The sequence below is a fragment of the Knoellia sp. AC549 genome (genome assembly GCF_979258975.1).
Window position 1 is genome coordinate 2,403,313 of the sequence record NZ_OZ409890.1, and the last position, 19,173, is coordinate 2,422,485.

The 19,173-nt window shown below is 70.9% G+C and carries 19 protein-coding genes; 7 read left to right on the forward strand and 12 right to left on the reverse strand.

All coding sequences use genetic code 11. The features are described from left to right. Positions 1–50: 50 nt before the first annotated feature. The gene (locus ACZZ98_RS11765) at positions 51–341 is read right to left on the reverse strand and encodes a WXG100 family type VII secretion target (RefSeq protein WP_380087343.1); all 291 of its coding nucleotides are present in this window, start codon (positions 339–341) and stop codon (positions 51–53) included. 129 nt (positions 342–470) lie between these two features. Here ACZZ98_RS11765 and ACZZ98_RS11770 point away from each other — a divergent pair, with 129 nt between their 5' ends. After that, a complete protein-coding gene (locus ACZZ98_RS11770) occupies positions 471–1,217 on the forward strand; it encodes a DUF4031 domain-containing protein (RefSeq protein WP_463516412.1) in 747 nt (248 codons plus the stop codon). 137 nt (positions 1,218–1,354) lie between these two features. After that, on the forward strand, positions 1,355–1,960 hold the full coding sequence (locus ACZZ98_RS11775) for a DedA family protein (RefSeq protein WP_463516413.1): 606 nt from the start codon (positions 1,355–1,357) through the stop codon (positions 1,958–1,960). Between the two features lie 4 nt (positions 1,961–1,964). On the opposite strand, the gene ACZZ98_RS11780 is transcribed toward ACZZ98_RS11775, so the two are convergent. From ACZZ98_RS11780 to ACZZ98_RS11820, 9 genes are all read right to left on the reverse strand, one after another. Next, on the reverse strand, positions 1,965–2,609 hold the full coding sequence (locus tag ACZZ98_RS11780) for an HD domain-containing protein (RefSeq protein ID WP_463516414.1): 645 nt from the start codon (positions 2,607–2,609) through the stop codon (positions 1,965–1,967). Positions 2,610–2,621: 12 nt separating this feature from the next. Continuing rightward, the gene (locus ACZZ98_RS11785) at positions 2,622–4,451 is read right to left on the reverse strand and encodes a DUF2339 domain-containing protein (RefSeq protein WP_463516415.1); all 1,830 of its coding nucleotides are present in this window, start codon (positions 4,449–4,451) and stop codon (positions 2,622–2,624) included. 126 nt (positions 4,452–4,577) lie between these two features. Then, positions 4,578–5,972 carry a S1C family serine protease gene (locus tag ACZZ98_RS11790; RefSeq protein WP_463516416.1) on the reverse strand — a complete coding sequence of 465 codons (1,395 nt, stop codon included), beginning with the start codon at positions 5,970–5,972 and terminating at the stop codon, positions 4,578–4,580. 49 nt (positions 5,973–6,021) lie between these two features. Beyond that, positions 6,022–7,482, reverse strand: coding sequence for a sensor histidine kinase (locus ACZZ98_RS11795; protein ID WP_463516417.1), 1,461 nt, complete (start codon positions 7,480–7,482; stop codon positions 6,022–6,024). Then, a complete protein-coding gene (locus ACZZ98_RS11800; RefSeq protein ID WP_463516418.1) occupies positions 7,482–8,195 on the reverse strand; it encodes a response regulator transcription factor in 714 nt (237 codons plus the stop codon). The genes ACZZ98_RS11795 and ACZZ98_RS11800 overlap by 1 nt, the downstream gene beginning before the upstream one ends. 63 nt (positions 8,196–8,258) lie before the next feature. Further along, the gene (locus tag ACZZ98_RS11805; protein WP_463516419.1) at positions 8,259–8,630 is read right to left on the reverse strand and encodes a DNA polymerase ligase N-terminal domain-containing protein; all 372 of its coding nucleotides are present in this window, start codon (positions 8,628–8,630) and stop codon (positions 8,259–8,261) included. Between the two features lie 23 nt (positions 8,631–8,653). Then, complete coding sequence (locus ACZZ98_RS11810) at positions 8,654–9,280, reverse strand: LURP-one-related/scramblase family protein (protein ID WP_463516420.1); 627 nt, start codon at positions 9,278–9,280, stop codon at positions 8,654–8,656. 219 nt (positions 9,281–9,499) lie between these two features. Further along, positions 9,500–11,137, reverse strand: a complete 1,638-nt coding sequence (locus tag ACZZ98_RS11815; protein ID WP_463516421.1) for a DNA repair helicase XPB — start codon at positions 11,135–11,137, stop codon at positions 9,500–9,502. A gap of 6 nt (positions 11,138–11,143) precedes the next feature. Further along, positions 11,144–11,887, reverse strand: coding sequence for a DUF4190 domain-containing protein (locus ACZZ98_RS11820; RefSeq protein ID WP_463516422.1), 744 nt, complete (start codon positions 11,885–11,887; stop codon positions 11,144–11,146). Between the two features lie 100 nt (positions 11,888–11,987). Between ACZZ98_RS11820 and ACZZ98_RS11825 the strand changes: the two genes are divergently transcribed. Next, the gene (locus ACZZ98_RS11825) at positions 11,988–12,923 is read left to right on the forward strand and encodes a hydroxymethylglutaryl-CoA lyase (protein ID WP_463517771.1); all 936 of its coding nucleotides are present in this window, start codon (positions 11,988–11,990) and stop codon (positions 12,921–12,923) included. Positions 12,924–13,006: 83 nt separating this feature from the next. Here ACZZ98_RS11825 and ACZZ98_RS11830 read toward each other — a convergent pair whose 3' ends face one another. Further along, the gene (locus tag ACZZ98_RS11830) at positions 13,007–15,283 is read right to left on the reverse strand and encodes a helicase-associated domain-containing protein (protein WP_463516423.1); all 2,277 of its coding nucleotides are present in this window, start codon (positions 15,281–15,283) and stop codon (positions 13,007–13,009) included. 108 nt (positions 15,284–15,391) lie between these two features. Between ACZZ98_RS11830 and ACZZ98_RS11835 the strand changes: the two genes are divergently transcribed. Further along, the gene (locus tag ACZZ98_RS11835; RefSeq protein ID WP_463516424.1) at positions 15,392–16,243 is read left to right on the forward strand and encodes an aldose 1-epimerase family protein; all 852 of its coding nucleotides are present in this window, start codon (positions 15,392–15,394) and stop codon (positions 16,241–16,243) included. Here the strand turns inward: ACZZ98_RS11835 and ACZZ98_RS11840 are convergent. After that, positions 16,230–17,498 carry an MFS transporter gene (locus ACZZ98_RS11840; RefSeq protein ID WP_463516425.1) on the reverse strand — a complete coding sequence of 423 codons (1,269 nt, stop codon included), beginning with the start codon at positions 17,496–17,498 and terminating at the stop codon, positions 16,230–16,232. The genes ACZZ98_RS11835 and ACZZ98_RS11840 overlap by 14 nt on opposite strands. A 223-nt stretch (positions 17,499–17,721) precedes the next feature. Here ACZZ98_RS11840 and ACZZ98_RS11845 point away from each other — a divergent pair, with 223 nt between their 5' ends. The 3 genes from ACZZ98_RS11845 to ACZZ98_RS11855 are packed head-to-tail and all read left to right on the forward strand — an operon-like array spanning position 17,722 to position 19,173. Then, positions 17,722–18,126 carry a cold-shock protein gene (locus tag ACZZ98_RS11845; RefSeq protein WP_380087370.1) on the forward strand — a complete coding sequence of 135 codons (405 nt, stop codon included), beginning with the start codon at positions 17,722–17,724 and terminating at the stop codon, positions 18,124–18,126. Next, on the forward strand, positions 18,126–18,863 hold the full coding sequence (locus ACZZ98_RS11850) for a DUF3027 domain-containing protein (RefSeq protein WP_463516426.1): 738 nt from the start codon (positions 18,126–18,128) through the stop codon (positions 18,861–18,863). Before ACZZ98_RS11845 ends, ACZZ98_RS11850 begins: the two co-directional genes overlap by 1 nt. Before the next feature lie 7 nt (positions 18,864–18,870). Next, a complete protein-coding gene (locus tag ACZZ98_RS11855; protein WP_463516427.1) occupies positions 18,871–19,173 on the forward strand; it encodes a DUF2530 domain-containing protein in 303 nt (100 codons plus the stop codon).

The following is a 19,173-nucleotide window of genomic DNA, read 5'->3' on the forward strand; positions in this document are numbered from 1 at the left end:
CCACCGTCGGCGGGCGCGACCTCAGGGGTGTCGCGCCCGTCGCCGGCTGCTCAGGTGAACATGCGCATGTTCTGGGCCTCGGTGTCGGCGTACTGCGCCCCTGCCGCTGCCAGCACGTTGCCGATGGAGTCGAGCGAGGTCTGCACCTGACGTTGGGTGCCCTGCCACTGGGTGACGACGCCGTGGAACTGGGTGGCCGCGCCGCCCTTCCACGCGTCCTGGAGGGCTGTCAGCCGGGCCAGCATCTGCGCGACCTGACCCTCGATCTCGCTGGAGATGCGGGCGATGTCACCGGAGGCGGCCTGGATGCGCTCGGTGTCGACCTGGAACTGGGCTGCCATGGTCTGCTCCCCTTCGTCGGCGTCACACCCGGTGGTGTGACCACTGGCCCCTGACGTTAGGGAAGTCCGCGCAACCCGCCGTGAAGTTGTCCACAGGCTCGGGTGCGGCACACGGCATACGATCTCCGGATGCTGCTCATCGACCCGCCTGCGTGGCCCGCCCACGGACGGTTGTGGTCGCACCTCGTGAGCACCGACTCGTATGCCGAGCTGCACGACTTCGCGGACCGTGTCGGCCTCTCCCGCCGCGCCTTCGAGGGCGACCACTACGACATCCCGCAGGAGCTCTATGCCGATGTCGTCGCCGCCGGGGCCGTGCCTTTGGAGGGTCGCGAGCTGCTGAAACGTCTGCGGGACAGCGGACTTCGCATCTCGAAGCGCAGGTACGAGCGCGTGGTGCAGAGCACGCCCGACGCTCCGTGGCTGCCCCCGGGCAGCCGCGCCGACGTCATCGCGTCGCGTCAGGACAACCCGCCTCCCAACACTGTCGTCGTGCGAGCGGCGGTCCGTGACGCACGTGGCCTGCTCGTCGTCGAGCGCGCGGACGGGCGGGGGCCGGACCTGCCCACGCGGACGGTCGCCGAGGACGAGTCCGCCGTGCTGGCCCTGACCTCGCTGTGCGCAGACCTCGGCCTGTCGGCCGACTCCGCCTCCCTGCTGGGATACGTGCGCAACGTCGTGAGCACTCCCGACCCGACCTATCCGTGGCCGACGCCGCTGGCGTGCTTCACGGTGCACTCCGTGCCCGCCGATGGCGCGAGGCCGACCGCAGGGTCGTGGTGCCCGCCCGCGCATCAGGAGCGAGAGCTGGGAGGCCGGCACTGGTGGCCACTCCTGAACCCCCGGGCGCAGGATCAGGGTCACTCGCACCCCTGACGACCCCGGGGTTGGCTCAGGGGCCAGCCGGGGAGCCACCCCATGGCCGGCGGCGCACGGCGCTCCTAGGTTGGCTGTGACAGGGTGATCGGCGAACCGCGTGGATCCGGATGTCGCTGTCACAAGGGGAGATTCGCGTGTTCGAGGCCATCAACACCCTCATCGAGCAGAATGCCGCCGCAGTGTGGGTGCTGCCGGCCCTCTTCCTCCTCGCGACGTTCGACGCCGTCCTCCCTCCGGTGCCGAGCGAGTCGGTGATCATCACGCTCGCGGCCTTCGGGGTGGCCACGGGTTCACCCCACCTGCTCGCGCTCGGAGTGGTGGCCGCCCTCGGAGCCTTCCTCGGTGACAACCTCACCTTCCTCCTGGCGAGGCGGTCAGGACTCAGGCGCCTTCGCGACAGCCCGCGACCCAAGCTGCGCCGCGCGTTCCTCAGGGGCGAGCGGGAGCTGGACCGCCGCGGTGGTCTGGCGATCGTCGTCGCGAGATACATCCCGGTCGGTCGGGTGGCGGTCAACGTCACCGCAGGGGCCGGCACCTTCGGCCACCGGCGGTTCGTCCTGCTCTCCGGGCTGGCCGCGCTGAGCTGGGCGACCTACTCGGTGGCCATCGGTGCCCTGGCGGGGCACTGGGTTCACGACAACCCGCTGCTCGGTGCGGTTGGCGGGATCGCGTTGGCGGGTGTGCTGGGACTCGTCGTCGACCGGCTGCTCAACCGGTCACCGCGCACGGCGCAGGGCTGAGGCCTCACCGGGCGGCGAGGCGGCTGATCTCCCGAGCGAGGTTGCGCCTGGCCGCCGGCTCCCAACGCTGCCGGGCGTGGTCAGTGCGATAGACCGACTCGCGCTCGAGGAAGGGAGCAAGGATCGCCGTGCGTCCCTCGGCGTAGGCCGGGTCGGGGACGGTCGCGTACTCCCGGCGGACGTCCGCGCAGTACTCGTCGAACCGGTTCTCGGGTGCGCTGAGGATCCACAGGTCGGCGTCGTGGAAGGCAGCCTGTGGACCATGCGTCTCCCGCACGTCGTGCGTCTGCGAAGCCCGGACCAGGGCAACCACCGTCTCTGTTGTGCCTTGGTCGATCCCATTGGGCGACAGCACTTCTCGTGCGAGCAGCGCGCTCCGGCGCTCGTTGTCGGCCGCGTCGTCGATCGAGTAGACGGCATCGTGGAACCAGGCGGCGAACACGGCGCCGGCCCAGTCGGCGTCGGTGTGGAGGGTGGTGTCACGCAGCTCGGCGAGGGCCGCGAGGACCTCGTCGAGATGACGCAGGTCGTGGTAGCCGCGATGAGCTTCCGACCACCGCCTGACCAGGTCGATGCGTGCGGAGACGAGGCCGTGCGCGTCACCCCTGACGGCCCGCACGGCCTCGTCCCACATCTCGTCCCGCAGCATGCGGGAAGTCTCTCAGGCGGTGGCCTGCGGGGGCCGGGTCCGGTCCAGAGCCTTGGCGTATGCCGTCCCGCTGGCCAGGAGGAGCAGTCCGGTGACGATGAAGGCCAGCACGCGCCACAACCCGTCGAGGGTCGCGAGGTCGAAGAGGAACAGCTTCGCGACGCTGACGGCTGCCAGGCCGAGACCCAGCCGCAGCGACAGCGCGCGACGTGACTCCGCCTGCAGGCCGTGCAGCAGCAACCACGCGGAGGCGAGCATCCACAGGACTGTGGCCAGCGCGTGTCCGGCGAGGAAGCCCGCCGACGTCGCGGAGAGGGCCTCGCCGACGAGCAGCCCGACCGAGATCACGGCGACGCCCGACGTGGCGAGACCGGCGATGAGCGCCGCGATGCGGGTGACTCGGCGGACGTGGGCCGGGATCCCGCGGACGACGTCGACGCTCCACGCACCGAGGGCCGCGACCCCACCCGCGAGCAGGCTGTCGAGGAGGGCCGAGGTCGCGTCGTGGTCCCTGGCCTGGCCCAGCTCGACGTAGGCCGTGGGGTGCGTGAGGTAGGCGACGGACGCGACGACCGCAGTGCCTGCGGCGACCCAGAGCGTGACGCGAGACCGGGTCGTGACGGCCGCGGCGGCATACCCGAGCGCGGTGAGCAGGATGCCGGTCACGACCCAACGCTCCGGAGCGCCGCTCATCACAGCCAGCAGAGCCGACACACCGGAGATCGCTCCGACGGTGGTGGCCAGGGGTGTGGGCACCGGGCCAATGGGGGAGCGTGACGTCACGGCCAGGGCCACCGCGAAAGCGACTGCGACGAGAGCCAGTCCGGTCGTGCGCAAGGTCTCCCCGTGCACGCCGAAGGCCACGAGGAGCGAGATGGTGGCGGCCGCCAGGGTGGCGCTGCCCACCACGTCGCCGCGATGGTGGCGGCCCGCGGACACCGCGCCGACGAGCGCGAGACCGGTCAGGGCGGCTGCGGCAACGATCGCGAGCGTGGACGGCGTGCCGTCCCCCTCCGCCACGGCGATCCCCAGGAGGACCATCCCTGTGGCCGGAATCGTGCGGGCCACGGCCAGCATCGGCCAGCCGCGGTCACCCCGCGCCAGCAGTGCAGCGGCCGACAGGACGACGGTGAAGAGGGACACCTCGTCACCGAGCTCACCGGCGACGACGGGGGCGAGGAGCGTGGCGCCGAGCACCGTGAGCACGGCGAGGAGCTGGCTGCTCCAGCGGCGAGCGAGGAGCAGGCCGGTGACGGCCACGGTGGCAGCGAGGGCGAGGCCCGCGACGCGTGGGACCCAGCCATAGACGGTCGTGACGGCGATGACGTCGAGGTAGCCCGCGGCATACCCCGTGGCGGCGAGGGCCACGGGAGCGGCGCTAAAGCGTCCGCGAGAGCTCTCACGGCCACGGACGACGTGACCCGCGCCGACGAGTGCGACGGCGAGAGCGACTCCGAGGGCCACTCGCAGCTCGGGCACGAACCAGCCCTGCTGCATCGCCAGCGCGAGCAGCATGGCGACGCCGACGAGCGTGACCACGGCGCCGGCGACCGCGAGCACGCGGGTGACCGCGCCTTCTCGCTGCCACCACGACGGCATCTGCGCCACCGACGGAAGCTGTGTGGCTGCCTGCGCAGGGGCTGGCGGCGTCCTCACGACCGGTGGGGTCACAGGGGTGGGCGTGGCCGGTGCATTCGGCGCGGACTGCGCCGTCTCGACCACGTCGCTCATCTCGAGGGAGGCGCGCATCCGGGCGAGCCCGTTGCCCACGGCATACATCCGGTTCATCGCGTCGGCGAACTCACCCTCGAGACGCCGCACATCCTGCAGCTGGTTGCTCATGGTCACAGGGTGGAACGACGAGTACCCCGACTCCATGAGTCGGGGTACTCACCGGATCACTCAGATCCTGGTGCCTCCTGAGTGGTCGGTCGCCACGTCCCTCCCTGAAAGGACCTGGCTGGCGGGTCAGCCTGCAGGGACCGCGGCGAGGGTCGCCGAGACCTCCTGGCTCTTGTCGTCGCGCAGCACGGTGAGCTTGACCGTGTCGCCGACGGCGTACTCGCGGATGTGGGCGACGAGCGCCTCGGCGGACTCGACCCGCTCGTCGTTGACGGCGATGACGACGTCGCCCGGCTTCAGCCCAGCCTTCTCGGCGGGAGTGCCGGGGGAGACGGTGCGCAGCTCGGCCCCGGCGCGGGTGGCCTTGCCGTCGGAGGCGGTGCCGTCGACGGGCGCGACGCCCAGGTAGGCGTGCTCGGCCGTGCCGTCCTCGATCAGCTGTTCGGCGATCCGGGCGGCCTCCTTCACGGGGATGGCGAAGCCGATGCCGATGTTGCCGCCCGTCCCGGACGAGGATCCGAGGGAGGCGATGGAAGAGTTGATGCCCACCAGCTGCCCGTTGGCGTTGACGAGGGCGCCACCGCTGTTGCCCGGGTTGATCGCGGCCGACGTCTGGATGGCGTTGGTGACCACCGGCTCACCGCTCGACTGCTGCTGCGGCTGCTGGTTGCCGAAGGGGTTCTGCCCCTCAGGCTGCTGCTCGGCGGCGCTGGTCGTCACCGGACGGTTGAGCGCGCTGACGATGCCCGTCGTCACTGTGCCCGCGAGACCGAGTGGGTTGCCGACGGCCATGACGGGGTCGCCGACCTTGAGCGCGTCAGAGTCTCCGACCGAGATGGGCCGGAGGTCGTCGGGGGCTCCTTCGATCGTCACGACGGCGAGGTCGGTCGACGGGTCGGTGCCCTGGATCTTGCCCTTGAAGGCCCGACCGTCCGAGAGGGTGACGGTCAGCTCCTCGGCTCCGGCGACGACGTGGTTGTTGGTGAGCACGTGGCCGGAGTCGTCGATGATGACGCCGGAGCCCTCACCCGTGCCGGTCCTGATCGCGACGACGCTGGGCGAGACAGCGGCCGCGGTGGCGGTCCAGTTCGGGGACTGCGGGTTGGTCTGCGAGACCGGCGCGGTCGATGCGCCGCGACCCAGGCTGGTGGAGGACGACGCAGTCGGGGGGTTCTGCGCGTCCTGCGACCCCAGCTGGGTCGCGGCGTACGTGCCGCCCGATGCGAGAGCGGCAGTGAGTGCAGCCACCGTGAAGAGCTTCCCCACCCGGCGCCGCTGGCGCGGCTGCGGGTCGGGGTTCTGCGGGGCTGCCCCGGAGGCCGGCGGCGGGGGGAACACCGGACCCGAGGGCTCGTGGGCGCCGTACCAGGTGGTCGGCGCAGGGTGGCCCGGCTGCGCGAAGGGGGAGTCAGAGGCGACGTGCTGCGGGAGCGACTGGGTCGCATCTCCACTGTGGTGCGCCGGGATGTCGCGGGTGGAGTCGTTCGACGGTCCGGTCGTTCCTGGTTCGTTGCTGCTCATCTGATGTCTCCTTCGTGGGGCTGGCACAACACACTCAAGTCGCTCGACCTCAAGGAGCGCTGGGCCGGGCCTGTGAGGGGCCTGTGGGTATGCGCACGACGAACGTCGCACCGCCCCCGGGGGTCTCCTGCACACCAACGCGTCCGTGGTGTGCGGCGACGATGGCCGCGACGATGGCGAGCCCGAGACCGTTGCCGCCACCTGCGTTGCGGCCGCGCGAGGGGTCGGCGCGATAGAACCGCTCGAACACGCGATGCGCTGTGTCAGAAGGGATTCCGTCGCCATGGTCGCGTACCTCGATGACACCTTCCGCACCGTCAAGACCGACCGCGAGCTCGATCGGCGTTCCCTGCGGTGTATGCCGCACGGCGTTGGCGACGAGGTTCGTCACGACCTGTCGCAGTCGTGACTCGGACCCCCACACCACGGTGGCCTCGACCGGCCCGCCCAGGCCGGTGAGGGTGATCCGGCGCCCGCCGGCGCGCACGCGGGCGTCGGCCGTGGCGTCGGCCGCGAGGACGGTGAGGTCGACCTCGCCCATCGACGCCGTGGGCTCCTCGTCGAGGCGCGCGAGGGTGAGGAGGTCCTCGACGAGACCGCTCATGCGTCCCGACTCGGACTCGATGCGCTCCATCGCGGCGCGGGTCTCCTCGGCGCTCGAGATGGCGCCCTGGCGGTGCAGCTCGGCGTAGCCGCGAACCGTCGCGAGCGGGGTGCGCAGCTCGTGGCTGGCGTCGGCGACGAACTGTCGCATCCGGTCCTCCGAGGCCTCGCGCACGGCGAAGGACGTCTCGACCTGGGCGAGCATGGCGTTGAGGCTGCGGGACAGCGACGTGACCTCGTCCTCGGCTGCGCGCACGGGGATGCGTTTGGTCAGGTCGCCACCGGCGATGGCGGCGGCGGTGTCCTCGATCTGGGCGAGTGGACGGAAGGCCCGGCGGACGGCATACCAGCCGAGCAGTGCCGACCCGGCAAGGACGAGAGCGCTGAGCGCACCGGTCGTGACGAGCAGCCGCGTCACCGTCTGCTTCACCGATCGAAGCGGGACGCCGACCGCGAAGGTCGCCTCCTTGTCGCCGGCCGTGCCCGCGATGAAGCGCCAGGACATCTCGCCGTCGATGGACCCCACGGTGAAGGGCTTCCCCTTGGAGACACGCGGGTCGTCGAGTGCGAGGCGGGGGACGGCGGGGTGGACCTCTTCGCCGGTGGGGTTCACGGATGTCGCAGGGCCGTTGACAGGGAAGAGCACGAACGCGTAGCCCGTCGGTGTCGTCTCGGCGCTGTCTCGGCGAAGTTCGCCAAGTGCCTGTCTCGCAACGGGTTCGGCGACGCTTCGCAGCTCGTCGTCGACCCGTCCCATGAGGTCGCGTTGCATGAGGTAGGCCGTGGCCAGGTTGGAGAAGAGCAGGGCCGTGGCGAGGACCACGAGGACGATGGCGACGAGTCGCACACGCAGCGGCATCGCCTCGAGGCGCCGCACGACCGCCTGCGGGCCGGGGGTCTTGCCCATCAGCCCTGCGGAGGCAGGCGGAGCACGTAGCCGACACCGCGCTTGGTGTGGATCAGCGGAGGCTGCCCATCGGTGTCGATCTTGCGGCGCAGGTAGGAGATGTAGGACTCGACGATGCCGCTCTCGCCCCGGAAGTCGTACTCCCACACGTGATCGAGGATCTGCGCCTTGGAGAGCACGCGGTTGGGGTTGAGCATGAGGTAGCGCAGGAGCTTGAACTCCGTGGGGCTGGTCTCGATGACGCGGCCGGCGCGGCGCACCTCGTGGCTGTCCTCGTCGAGCTCGAGGTCCTCGAACCGCAGGGCCGAGCTGTCGTCGACGTCGCCACGGGTGCGTCGCAGGACGGCACGGATGCGGGCCACGACCTCCTCGAGGCTGAACGGCTTGGTGACGTAGTCGTCTCCGCCCACGGTGAGGCCGGTGATCTTGTCGTCGACCGAGTCGCGGGCGGTGACGAAGACGATGGGCAGGCGGCGGCCGGACTCGCGCAGCTTGCGGGTCACGGCGAACCCGTCCATGTCGGGCAGCATGACGTCGAGGACGCAGAGGTCCGGGTGGTGCTGGTCGGCGAGCTTGACGGCCTCGCCGCCCGTCGCGGCCGTGACGACCTCGAAGCCGGCGAAGCGCAGCGAGGTCGCGAGGAGCTCACGGATGTTGGGCTCGTCCTCGACAACGAGCAGCGTGGCCTCAGGGCTGGCGTTGGGTGCAGTCACCTTCTCAGTGTCCGCCCCGAGTCTGGGAGTTGTCTGGATGTATGCCGTGAGCTCGCCGGCGCTCTAGGCGCTGGGCTGCTCCTTGGTCAGGTGGAGCAACCAGTCCCGGCCGGTGTCGATCAGGGCGTAGCGTCGCGCGCCGGACTGCCCGTGGAGCACGAAGACGAACCGCCGGGGAGTGCGGTCGACGAGCTCCCACCAGCCACTGTCGGCGATGTCCTTGTCCGCGTCGGTGTAGGTGGCGTGTTCGAGGTCGTGGTCGGGCACCGCGACGGCGAGCCGATCATGCGCACTGTCGTCGGGGAGGCCCCGTGGGACCGCCCACGACCGAAGGACGCCGTCCTCCTCGAGCCGCAGGTCGAAGTGGGGCCGCGGCTTGCGGTGCTCATGGAGCACGAACGCCGGGCGTTCGCGACGGTTCGCTGCGTCGGCCACGGACCGATCGTCCCAGGGTTGGCTCAGCGGGACTGGAGAGCGTCGAGCGCGACCGACATGGCCGCGCCGACGCGCCAGTCGATCGGCTGCTGCCCGTCGACCACGGGGAGCTCGACCTCGTAGACGTCGCGCAGGGCCGGCTTCTTCATGCTGCTCATGACGACCTGGCCGTCGGGCAGGGTGAAGTCGAAGTGGAAGAGGAACGGCACGGGGATGTCGCCGACGATCGGGATGAGGGTCCAGACCCGGCGCAGGATCGCAATGCCCTGGTTGCGCTCCTGGCCCAGCGCGACGCGGTTGTCTGCCGTCGTGAGGTGCCACGTCGACCGGAGCAGCGACTTGCCGAAGTCCTTGCGGAACTGCCCGATCGGGGCACCCGACGCGTCGGTGATGTCATAGGTCGCGCCCAGGTCCATGCGGGTGCGCGCCTTGAACCCGAACACCGGCTGGCTCTTGCCCGCGTCGGCGAAGAACGTCACCTGCTCCTTGAAGGCCATCCGCTTCTGCTCGGCGAAGGCCCAGAGGCCGACCTCGGAGCCGTCCGGACCGACACCATGGATCTCGTAGCGGTTGACCATCATCGTGAGCTTCTGCCGCATCCGGAAGCGGGTGGGCTGGGCGGGCGGGTTCCCCTGGGGCTGCTGCGTCATAGCGTCACTCTCACACATCGCTTTCGTTCGTATGCCGTCCGCTCACCCTTTCGTCCACTCGCGTATGACTCCCCGTTCGCCGCAGTCCCATCCGCGGCTCGCGCGCTGGGCGCGCTCCCCGCTCCCGCCAGGCCCAGCCAGCGGCGAACGGGGAGTCATACGCTCCCGAGCTCACCAGATCCGCGCTTGCTTCCTCGGTGATGGTGTGCTCGGTCGAGGTCAGTCGAGGTCGTCGGCGTCGACGATGCGGTAGGCGTAGCCCTGCTCGGCGAGGAAGCGCTGCCGATGGGCGGCGAAGTCCGCGTCGACGGTGTCGCGGGCGACCACGGTGTAGAAGTGGGCCGTCCGACCGTCGCCCTTGGGGCGCAGCACCCGACCGAGCCGCTGGGCCTCCTCCTGGCGGGAGCCGAACGTCCCCGAGACCTGGATGGCGACGCTGGCCTCGGGCAGGTCGATCGAGAAGTTCGCGACCTTCGAGACGACGAGCAGGCTGATCTCACCCTCGCGGAACGCGCTGTAGAGCCGCTGCCGCTCGGTCACGGTGGTCGCGCCCGTGATGACCTCGGCACCGAGCCGGGTCGAGAGCTCGTCGAGCTGGTCGAGGTACTGGCCGATGACCAGCGTCGGCTCGCCCCGGTGCCTGGCCACGAGCTTCTCGACGACGGGGAGCTTCGCGTCCGAGCAGGAGGCGAGACGGTAGCGCTCGTCCGGCTCCGCGACGGCATACGCCATGCGTTGTCCGTCGGGCAGCGAGACCCGGACCTCGACACAGTCGGCCGGCGCGATGTAGCCCTGTGCCTCGATGTCCTTCCACGGTGCGTCGAAGCGCTTGGGGCCGATGAGCGAGAAGACGTCGGACTCGAGCCCGTCCTCGCGCACGAGCGTTGCCGTGAGCCCGAGTCGGCGTCGGGCCTGGAGGTCGGCGGTCATCCGGAAGATCGGGGCCGGCAGCAGGTGCACCTCGTCATAGACGACGAGTCCCCAGTCGCGGGCATCGAGCAGGTCGAGGTGGGTGTAGACGCCCTTGCGACGCGTCGTGAGCACCTGGTAGGTCGCGATGGTGACGGGGCGGATCTCTTTGCGGGCACCGGAGTACTCGCCGATCTCGTCCTCGGTGAGGCTGGTCCGACGGATCAGCTCGTCCTTCCACTGCCGCGCCGAGACCGTGTTCGTGACGAGGATGAGGGTGGTCGCCGAGGCCTTGGCCATGGCGCCGGCGCCGACGAGCGTCTTGCCGGCCCCGCAGGGGAGGACGATGACGCCGGAGCCGCCGTCCCAGAAGCCGTCGACCGCCTGCTCCTGGTAGGGACGCATCGACCAGCCGTCGCTCTGGTCGAGGGTGATCTCGTGAGCCTCGCCGTCGACGTAGCCGGCCTCGTCCTCGGCCGGCCACCCGACCTTGAGCAACTCCTGCTTGAGGTGGCCACGCTCGCTCGGGTGCACGACGACCGTGTCGTCGTCGAGGCGGTCGCCGATGAGCGGCTTGATCCGCTTGTGCCGCAGCACTTCGGTGAGCACCGCGCGGTCGGTGGTGCGCAGGACGAGACGGCCGTCCTCCTTGGTGAGCGTCAGCCGCCCATAGCGCGCCATGGTGTCGGCGACGTCGACGAGCAGGGCGTGCGGCACGGGGTAGCGGCTGTGCGTCACGAGCGCATCGACGACCTGCTCGGCGTCGTGCCCGGCGGCGCGCGCGTTCCACAGCCCTAGCGGAGTGATGCGATAGGTGTGGATGTGCTCCGGGGCGCGCTCGAGCTCGGCGAACGGTGCGATGGCACGCCGGGCGTCAGCCGACCCGGGATGGTCGACCTCGAGCAGGAGGGTCTTGTCGCTCTGAACGATCAGTGCGCCGTCAGTCACGCGACCTCAGTAGGAGTAGTCGGAGTCGGAGCTGTAACCGCCGTCGTCGAAGACGCCGGCGGATCCGAGCACGAAGAAGGTGATGAACGCGATGATCGTCAGCGTAAGGATGACGCCGAAAGCGATCCAGCCCCACTTCGCCATGCTGCGCGCACCTTGGGGGTCGGTCGAGTTCTTGGTCAGACCCACGACGCCGAGGATGAGGGGGAGGGCCATGAAGGGGTTGCAGCACGCCACGGTGAAGATCCCCGACAGGATGGTGAGGACGAGCGCGCTCGTGTTCTGGGGCGCCGGGGCGCCGTACCCCGGCGGCGGAGCCTGCCATTGACCAGGAGCCTGGTATGCCGGGTAGCCGGCTTGCTGTCCCTGCGCACCACTGGCTGCATAGGGGTCGTAGGAGGGCTGGGGAACCGCGTAGGGGTCCTGCGGAGGCGGAGGGGGCGTCGCGGCATACGGGTTCGTCGGCTGGGCGCTCGAACCGGCATACGGATAGCTCTGGCCACGCGGTGCCTGGTAGGGCGCGTCATAGCCGGGTGACGAGGGACCTGATTGTTCCGGAGGAGCGGGCACCGCGGGCGGGAACGAGGAGCCCTGCGGGATCTGCTCGGTCGGTGAGGACTGCGGCGGCTCCGGGCTCGGGGCCGCTTCGCCGGCCTGCTCGGAGGGTGATGTCGAGGGCGCCGTCCAGTCCGGGCTGGCCGTCGGATCCGTGAACTCCCCGTGGCGCGGGTCCTTGTCGTTCTCACTCATGGCGACAAGGTATCCCGCCCGGGGGTGCCCGCGTGGCGTCGTCCCTGCTTCCGGCCCCTCCCGGGCGTGGGCCCGGCGCGTGTCAGGATCAGGTATGAGCATGCGCGCACCGCAGGTCGAGGCAGACCCGACGCTTCCACCCCAGATCACCATCTATGAGGTGGGAGCGCGAGACGGGTTGCAGAACGAGAAGACCGTCGTGCCTGCCGAGGTCAAGGCCGAGTTCGTCCGACGCCTCGGCGCCGCAGGCTTGGCGACCATCGAGACGACGTCCTTCGTCAACCCCCAGTGGGTGCCGCAGCTCGCGGATGCCAGCGAGGTGCTCGACCTCCTCGGCGATGAGGGGCGCGGACCCCGGCGACCGGTGCTCGTGCCCAACGAGCGTGGTCTCGACCGGGCCCTCGACGCAGGAGTCGGCGCGATCGCGATCTTCGGCAGCGCGACCGAGACCTTTGCCCGCAAGAACCTCAACCGCACGGTCGACGAGTCCATCGAGATGTTCCGACCCGTCGTCGAGCGCGCCCGCGACGCCGGCCTCTGGGTCCGTGCCTACGTGTCCATGTGCTTCGGCGACCCCTGGGAGGGCCCCGTCCCGGTGCAGCAGGTGGTCGGCGTGTGCGAGCGGCTCATGGACCTCGGCTGCGACCAGCTCTCGCTCGGCGACACCATCGGGGTCGCCACCTCGGGCCACGTCGCCCGGCTGCTGGATGCCCTGGGCGAGAGGCACATCGGGGCCGACCGCATCGGCGTGCACTTCCACGACACCTATGGGCAGGCGCTGAGCAACACCCTCGTGGCGCTGCGTCACGGCGTGACCGTGGTCGACTCGAGCGCGGGCGGTCTCGGCGGCTGCCCCTACGCCGAGAGCGCGACCGGCAACCTCGCCACCGAGGACCTCGTGTGGGCCATGGAGGGCGCGGGCGTCCGCACCGGAGTCGACCTCGAGTCGCTCCTCGCGACCAGCGCCTGGATGGCCCACCAGCTCGGCCGTCCCTCGCCCTCAGCAGTCGTCCGCGCCCTCACCCCCGCCACCTGATGCCGACTTATTGCGAGTTCGGATCACGCCGAAGGGCCGAAGGCCCTGCAGGGCGTGATCCGAACTCGCAATAAGTCGGTCTGTCAGTCGGTGACGACGCCGGTGATGCGGTGGATCGAGAGAGTGCGCGCCACGCCCTCGTTCACTCCGGAGACGCGTCCGCCGTCGATCCGCTCGGGATAGAACAGCAGCCGCTGGGTGCGCCCGATGCCGTCGGAGTAGCCCAACCACACCGCCCGGCCGTCGGCGATGGCCTCGCGGAGCACGGCCATGGAGGTCGTCGGGTCGTTCGCGGGGATGGCCGGTCCGCTGCGGCCCTCAGCGCTCACGGAGGCGCGGGTGTGTGCCTCTGCCTCGGCGGCGCGCAGCCCTGCGACGAGCGAGCCGAGCTGGGCGCGGTCCATCGCCTGGACCAGGGCGGGGTCGACGCCGCGCTGGCGCACGGCTCGACGCACCGGCCGGGTCGGGACTGTCACCGTGCCGGACGGGGACTCCGACACGGGTGCGAAGCCCTCCTCGCGCAGCATCTCGAGCACGACCTCCGGGGCCACCGGTGAGGTGAGCACCGTCGGCGCGATGCGTCGCAGCTGGAGGGCGGCGAGGCGGCGGTTGGCGAGCATCACGTCGAGCCCGCCCTCGTCCTCGCTCCGGATGACCGCACTGACGCCGCGCACCCGGATCGTGCCGTGACGGCGGGCGACGTCGCGCACGAGGTACTCGAGGGGTTGCGGCACGGGCGTGCTGCTGGCGTCGCGCAGCCCCGCGAGGATGTCCTCGCCCGTCCAGCCGGTGTCGAGGCAGCGGCGGACCGAGTCCTCGCTGAAGCGGTGCACCGTGGCCCCACCTCGTGACTCGACGTCGGCGACGAGCCTGAGGAAGGCGGCGAGGGAGCCGGTGACCGGCCCGGGGGCGATCGCGGTGAGGTCGGCCTGCAGGAGCACGGCGTCGACCGGCGCCGGCAGGTGTGGATGGATCGACTCCGCAACCTTCTGGAGGTCACCGTCGCTGGCGAGCAGGGCGCGTCCGCCCACGCTCAGTGCCCCCTTGCCGGTGACGCCGAGCCAGGCGGCCTCCCGCAGGACTGCGTCGACGACGGCGTCGAGGGTGCGAGGCACCCGGCGCGGCCGTCGCCACCGCACGGCACTGGCCACGTCGGCGGCGCTCGGGGCGATGCCCACGTCGGCGTCGCCGAGCAGGTCGAGCACTCCTCGTCGCAGGGTGCGGATGGGGGGCCACTGCCCGTCGGCCCCGAGCGCGTTGATGACCGCGGAGGAGTCGGTGCGGCTGCCTACACGGTGCGGGGCCCGCGTCGTCGTGAGCCAGGCCAGTGCCAGTCGGGCCCAGCGCTCGCCGCCGGGTTCGGTCTGCCAGATGTCGTACTCCGCGGTCGGCACCCAGTGTGGGTCGACCTCACCGTCGTCGGCGACGAGGTCGGCGATGAGGGCCAGCTCGACGAGGTATGCCGTGTGCTCAGGTGAGGTGTCCAGCTGGCTCGCCGCGGCCTTGAGGTCGCGCACGGCCAGGCCGCCGGTGCGCAGGACCCGCGGGGGCGTCTGCGACCACGAGTCGAGGAGCTCGTCGAGCAGGGCGAGCACCTGGCTGGCGGCGGCGCCGGCCGCCGCGTCGACCTCCTCGACCTGCCGGGCCGGTCCGGTGATCAGCGGGGGTTCGAGCTGGGCGTCTCGGTGCACGCGCCCGTCGCGGAGGACCATGGCCACCTCGCGCGGGAGGGCGATCTGGTCGGACGCGATGGCGCGGACCAGGCCGTGGGCGAGGAGCCAACGTGGGCCGTCGTCGGCGGGACCCTCGCGACCCGGACCGTCAGCGGCCGGGACGATCCCCACCGACGGGCCCCAGGTCAGGCGGTCGAGTATGGCCCGTGCCCGCGGAGGCGCAAGGGCGATCTCGGTGCGGAGCGTCGCCTCGTCCGGGGCCGCAGGACCGGGGAGGTCGTCGGCGGCGAGACCGAGCCCGGCGATGCCCTCGCCGAGCACGTCGGCGACGGTGCGGGTGACGACCAGACCGTGCGGGGCCCGCCAGACGAGGGCGAGAGCCCAGAGGTCGGCGAGCAGGGACTCGGCCCGCTGCACCTCGGCGCCGCCGAGGAGCCGGGTGAGGACGTCCGCGGTCACGGCGTCGGGGCCCACGACCGCTGCCTCGAGGGCCTGGATGTGCGCGGCGTCCAGGCCGTCGACGGCGCGCACGGTGCTGGCTCGGGTCGAGCTGCGTGACGCGAGGGCCGTGAGGTCGCTCGGGGCGGGACGCGCGAGGTCGGGTCGGGCCGCGAGCAGGGCGGCGAGCTCCTCGTCGGATCGTCCCCTGATGTCATCGGCAAGGGAACGGATCGGCGGAGGGGACACGGGCAGCACTGCACTACCTTACGCGTAGATTCGAGGCCATGAAGTCCCCCCAGACCTCACCCAGCGGCGCGCAGTGGCACCTGTCGGCAGGGTCCGACGAGCTGCACCGTGGTCGAGGTCGGCGGGGGTCTGCGGACCTGGTCGCGCGGCGGCGTGGACGTCCTCGCGGGTTACCCGGTCGATCGTCAGTGCACCAGCGGTCGTGGTCAGCAGCTCATCCCGTGGCCGAACCGGATCCGTGACGGCCGCTATGCCTACGCCGGGGTCCAGCGGCAGCTCCCGCTCACCGAGGTCGATCTGGGCAACGCGAGTCATGGCCTCGTCCGGTGGGCGCCCTGGCGCCTCGTCGAGCGCACCGACGCCTCGATCACGGTGGGTCACCGACTCTTCCCGCAGCCGGGGTGGGACTGGCACCTCGAGAGCATGACGACGTATGCCGTGGCGCAGGACGGTCTGACCGTCACCGCCCGCGTGACGAACGTGGGGGAGCAACCCGCGCCGTTCGGCTATGGCGCCCACCCCTATGTCGCCATCGGGGATGCGCCCGTGGGCGAGGTCGAGGTCGAGGTGCCGGCCGTCTCCTACGTCGAGGTGGACGACCGCCTCCTGCCGACCCGGACGATCCCGGTGCAGGGTCAGGCCTCGGACTTCCGGGAGCGCAAGGCGCTGGGCACGCACCGTCTCGACACGGCATACACCGATCTCGAGGTCGTCGACGGGCGCTGGACCGTCACGATCGCCCCGCCCGGGCGCCCGGTCGTCGACGTGTGGGCTGACGCCGCATCGCTGCCGTGGGCCCAGGTGTTCTCGGGCAAGGCCGAGGCTGGCCAGGCGGGCGAGCACGGAATCGCGGTGGAGCCAATGACGTGCCCGGCCGACGCCTTCAACTCCGGTGACTCACTGCTCGAGCTCGCCCCAGGAGAGACATGGACCGGGACGTGGGGGATCAGCCCGCGGTGACGCCGTTCTCCATGGGGGTGAGCCGCCGCTCGAGGGCGAAGATGGCGCCACCCATGAGCACGAGGCCAGCGATCATGGTGGTGATGAAGACGCCCGAGAGGTCGTGCTCGAGCAGCAGCCCGGACACGATCGGGCCGAGGATCGCGCCACCCTGGAAGGCGCCGGCGTTGACGGCGTTGGCCCGGCCACGGAGGTGGTCGTCGGCCATGTCGTTGGTGATGGCCGGGATGGCGATCTGCATGAAGATCTCGCCGAAGCCGAAGACCCCCATGAACACCACGACCGCGACCGTTGCCAGCAGGGCTCCCGGGCCGAGGCCGGCCAGCGACAGGATGATCCAGGACGCGATCCAGAAGCCGACCATGACGAGGAGGACGCGGCTGCGACGGCGACCGGTGACGAACTTCAGCACGGTGAACTGCATCGCCACGATGATGAAGGTGTTGACGGCGAACGCGAGCCCGATGACCTGGGTCGACACCTCGCCCACCTGACGTGAGAACGCGGGGAAGCCGGACTCGATCTGGCCGTAGCCGATGAACGTGCACAAGAAGGTGATGAAGGTCAGCCAGAGGACCGCCGGGCGCCGCAGGATGTCGAGGTAGCCGACGGTCGCGGTGCCCTCGGGACGCTCGGCGCGACCGTGGACGTGGCGCAGCGGGCCGAGCAGGAGCCCGATGGGCACGAGCATGCTCAGGGCGTCGGCGAGGAAGATGAGCGTGAAGGTCCGGGGGTCGTCGACGTCGACGAACAGGCCACCCACGACCCCGCCGAGGCCGATGCCGAGATTGACGAGGGCGAAGTTGACCCCGAAGTACTGCTGGCGCAGCGGGCCGGACACCACCGAGGCGATGAGCGCGTTGAAGGCCGGCCACGAGACGCCGAAGTTGAAGCCGAGCAGCACGAAGCCGACGACGAACATCGGCACGTTGGTCGCGAAGGCCAGGACCACACAGCCCACGAGCTGGGCGGTCGTGCCGGCGATGAGCATGCGCCGGGCACCGATGCGGTCGGTGAGCGACCCACCCGGCCCGGTGACCAGCAGCGCCACGACGGCGATGAGGGCGAGCAGGGTGCCGGCAGTGCCGAGGCCGATGCCCCGGACCTCGTTGATGTAGATGACGGTGAACGGAAGGGTGAGGCCCCGGCCGAGCGTCTGGATGGCCACGGTGGAGAGCAACCAGCGGCCCGGGGTGGGCAGGTCGGCCCAGAACTGTCGCAGGCTCACCTTGGGGCGGTCGGTCGCGGTGCTCACCGGAGAACTCTCGCAGGGTCCACCGACACCACCCAACCGACTTTGTGCCCCAGTGGGACGGGCGAGGGCAGCGCGCTTGTCCCACTGAGGCACGAAGTCGGGAGATGGGGACTGCGCGAAAGGTGTGCGCGCGGCATACCTGGTCCGAGATAGCCTGTGCGGGACAGCCCGGAGGTGCGATGCCCGCACTCCGGACCACCCGCAGCAATCACAGAGGTGCTCCGTGCCCACTGGCAAGGTGAAGTTCTACGACTCCGAGAAGGGCTTCGGATTCGTGTCCACCGACGACCCCGCCGAGGGCGGCGACGTCTTCGTGCCCTCGAGCGCGCTCCCCGAGGGAGTGACGTCGCTCAAGAACGGTGCTCGCATCGAGTTCGGCATCGTCGAGGGCCGACGTGGCGCCCAGGCGCTGTCCGTGCGACTGCTCGAGCCGGCCGCGAGCGTCACGGCCAACCGCAAGGTGCGCGACCGCAAGCCCGCCGAGGACATGGTCGTCATCGTCGAGGACGTCATCACCCTCCTCGACTCCGTCCAGGAGTCGCTGCGTCGCGGCCACTACCCCGACAAGGGTCACGGCTCGAAGGTCGCCCAGGTGCTGCGCGCCGTCGCCGACGACCTCGAGATCTGATGCCGGCGCTCAAGCCTGACGTCACCCTGCGCGGAGCGGTCGACCTCGCCCGCGAGGCCGCCGAGTCGATCGCGGAGTCCGGCACGGTCGGTGACCACCTCGGCATGGAGATGGTGCAGGACCGCCTGGCGACGCACTACTTCGCGTGCACCGCTGGCGCCTATCCCGGCTGGCGCTGGGCGATCACCGTCGCGCGCGTGCCGCGCTCCAAGACCGTCACCGTCTCTGAGACCAACCTCGTCCCCGGTGACGGTGCGCTGCTGTCACCGGAGTGGCTTCCGTATGCCGACCGGCTGGCTCCCGGGGACGTCGGACCCGGCGACGTCACCCCCAAGATCGACGACGACCCGCTGCTCGTGGCCGGCTTCGAGGCCACGGGCGACGAGGACGTCGACCAGATGGCGCTGTGGGAGCTCGGACTCGGGCGCCCGCGCGTGCTGTCGGCCGAGGGTCGCGAGGCCGCCGCCCAGCGGTGGTACGAAGGCGACCACGGGCCCAACGCGCCTGTTGCGCAGAAGGCTCCGGCGCCGTGCTCGTCGTGTGGCTTCTTCGTGCCGATGGCAGGGGCGTTGCGGGATTTTTTCGGCGTGTGCGCCAGCGCCTGGTCGCCCTCCGACGGTCGCGTCGTGAGCCTTGACCACGGGTGCGGTGCACACTCCGAGGCTGACATGCAGGGTCCCGAGCCCGAGGTGATCGCGCCGATCGTGCTCGACGACAACGAGCTCGAGCGGGTCTGACCCGACCATGAGCGGCGCCGAGGGTTCGAGCGGGCGGGGGGCGGACGGCATACCGGGGTCCGGGACCTCCGACACCGTCAGCGGGCCTGAGGTCGAGGCGCTCGAGGCCCTGCACGTCCCGACCCAGCGGATCATCGTGATCGGGCTCGCGCTCTGGGTCGTGGCACTCGTGGCGACGCTCCTCGTCCCTGCCCTGCACGAGGGCGACCGGTCCTGGTGGCCGTGGGCCTGCGTTGCAGGTCTGGTGCTCGGATCACTGGGCCTGCTCTATGTCCGTCGCGGTCGCGGCAACGCCCACGACGCCGGCTGA

Excerpts from the sequence above, each read along its gene's own strand:
- ACZZ98_RS11770 (WP_463516412.1), top strand. The coding sequence starts at position 471 with ATGCTGCTCATCGACCCGCCTGCGTGGCCCGCCCACGGACGGTTGTGG.
- ACZZ98_RS11810 (WP_463516420.1), bottom strand. The coding sequence starts at position 9,280 with ATGACGCAGCAGCCCCAGGGGAACCCGCCCGCCCAGCCCACCCGCTTC.
- ACZZ98_RS11825 (WP_463517771.1), top strand. The coding sequence starts at position 11,988 with ATGCGCGCACCGCAGGTCGAGGCAGACCCGACGCTTCCACCCCAGATC.
- ACZZ98_RS11795 (WP_463516417.1), bottom strand. The coding sequence starts at position 7,482 with ATGGGCAAGACCCCCGGCCCGCAGGCGGTCGTGCGGCGCCTCGAGGCG.
- ACZZ98_RS11765 (WP_380087343.1), bottom strand. The coding sequence starts at position 341 with ATGGCAGCCCAGTTCCAGGTCGACACCGAGCGCATCCAGGCCGCCTCC.
- ACZZ98_RS11785 (WP_463516415.1), bottom strand. The coding sequence starts at position 4,451 with ATGAGCAACCAGCTGCAGGATGTGCGGCGTCTCGAGGGTGAGTTCGCC.
- ACZZ98_RS11780 (WP_463516414.1), bottom strand. The coding sequence starts at position 2,609 with ATGCTGCGGGACGAGATGTGGGACGAGGCCGTGCGGGCCGTCAGGGGT.
- ACZZ98_RS11820 (WP_463516422.1), bottom strand. The coding sequence starts at position 11,887 with ATGAGTGAGAACGACAAGGACCCGCGCCACGGGGAGTTCACGGATCCG.
- ACZZ98_RS11850 (WP_463516426.1), top strand. The coding sequence starts at position 18,126 with ATGCCGGCGCTCAAGCCTGACGTCACCCTGCGCGGAGCGGTCGACCTC.
- ACZZ98_RS11855 (WP_463516427.1), top strand. The coding sequence starts at position 18,871 with ATGAGCGGCGCCGAGGGTTCGAGCGGGCGGGGGGCGGACGGCATACCG.
- ACZZ98_RS11790 (WP_463516416.1), bottom strand. The coding sequence starts at position 5,972 with ATGAGCAGCAACGAACCAGGAACGACCGGACCGTCGAACGACTCCACC.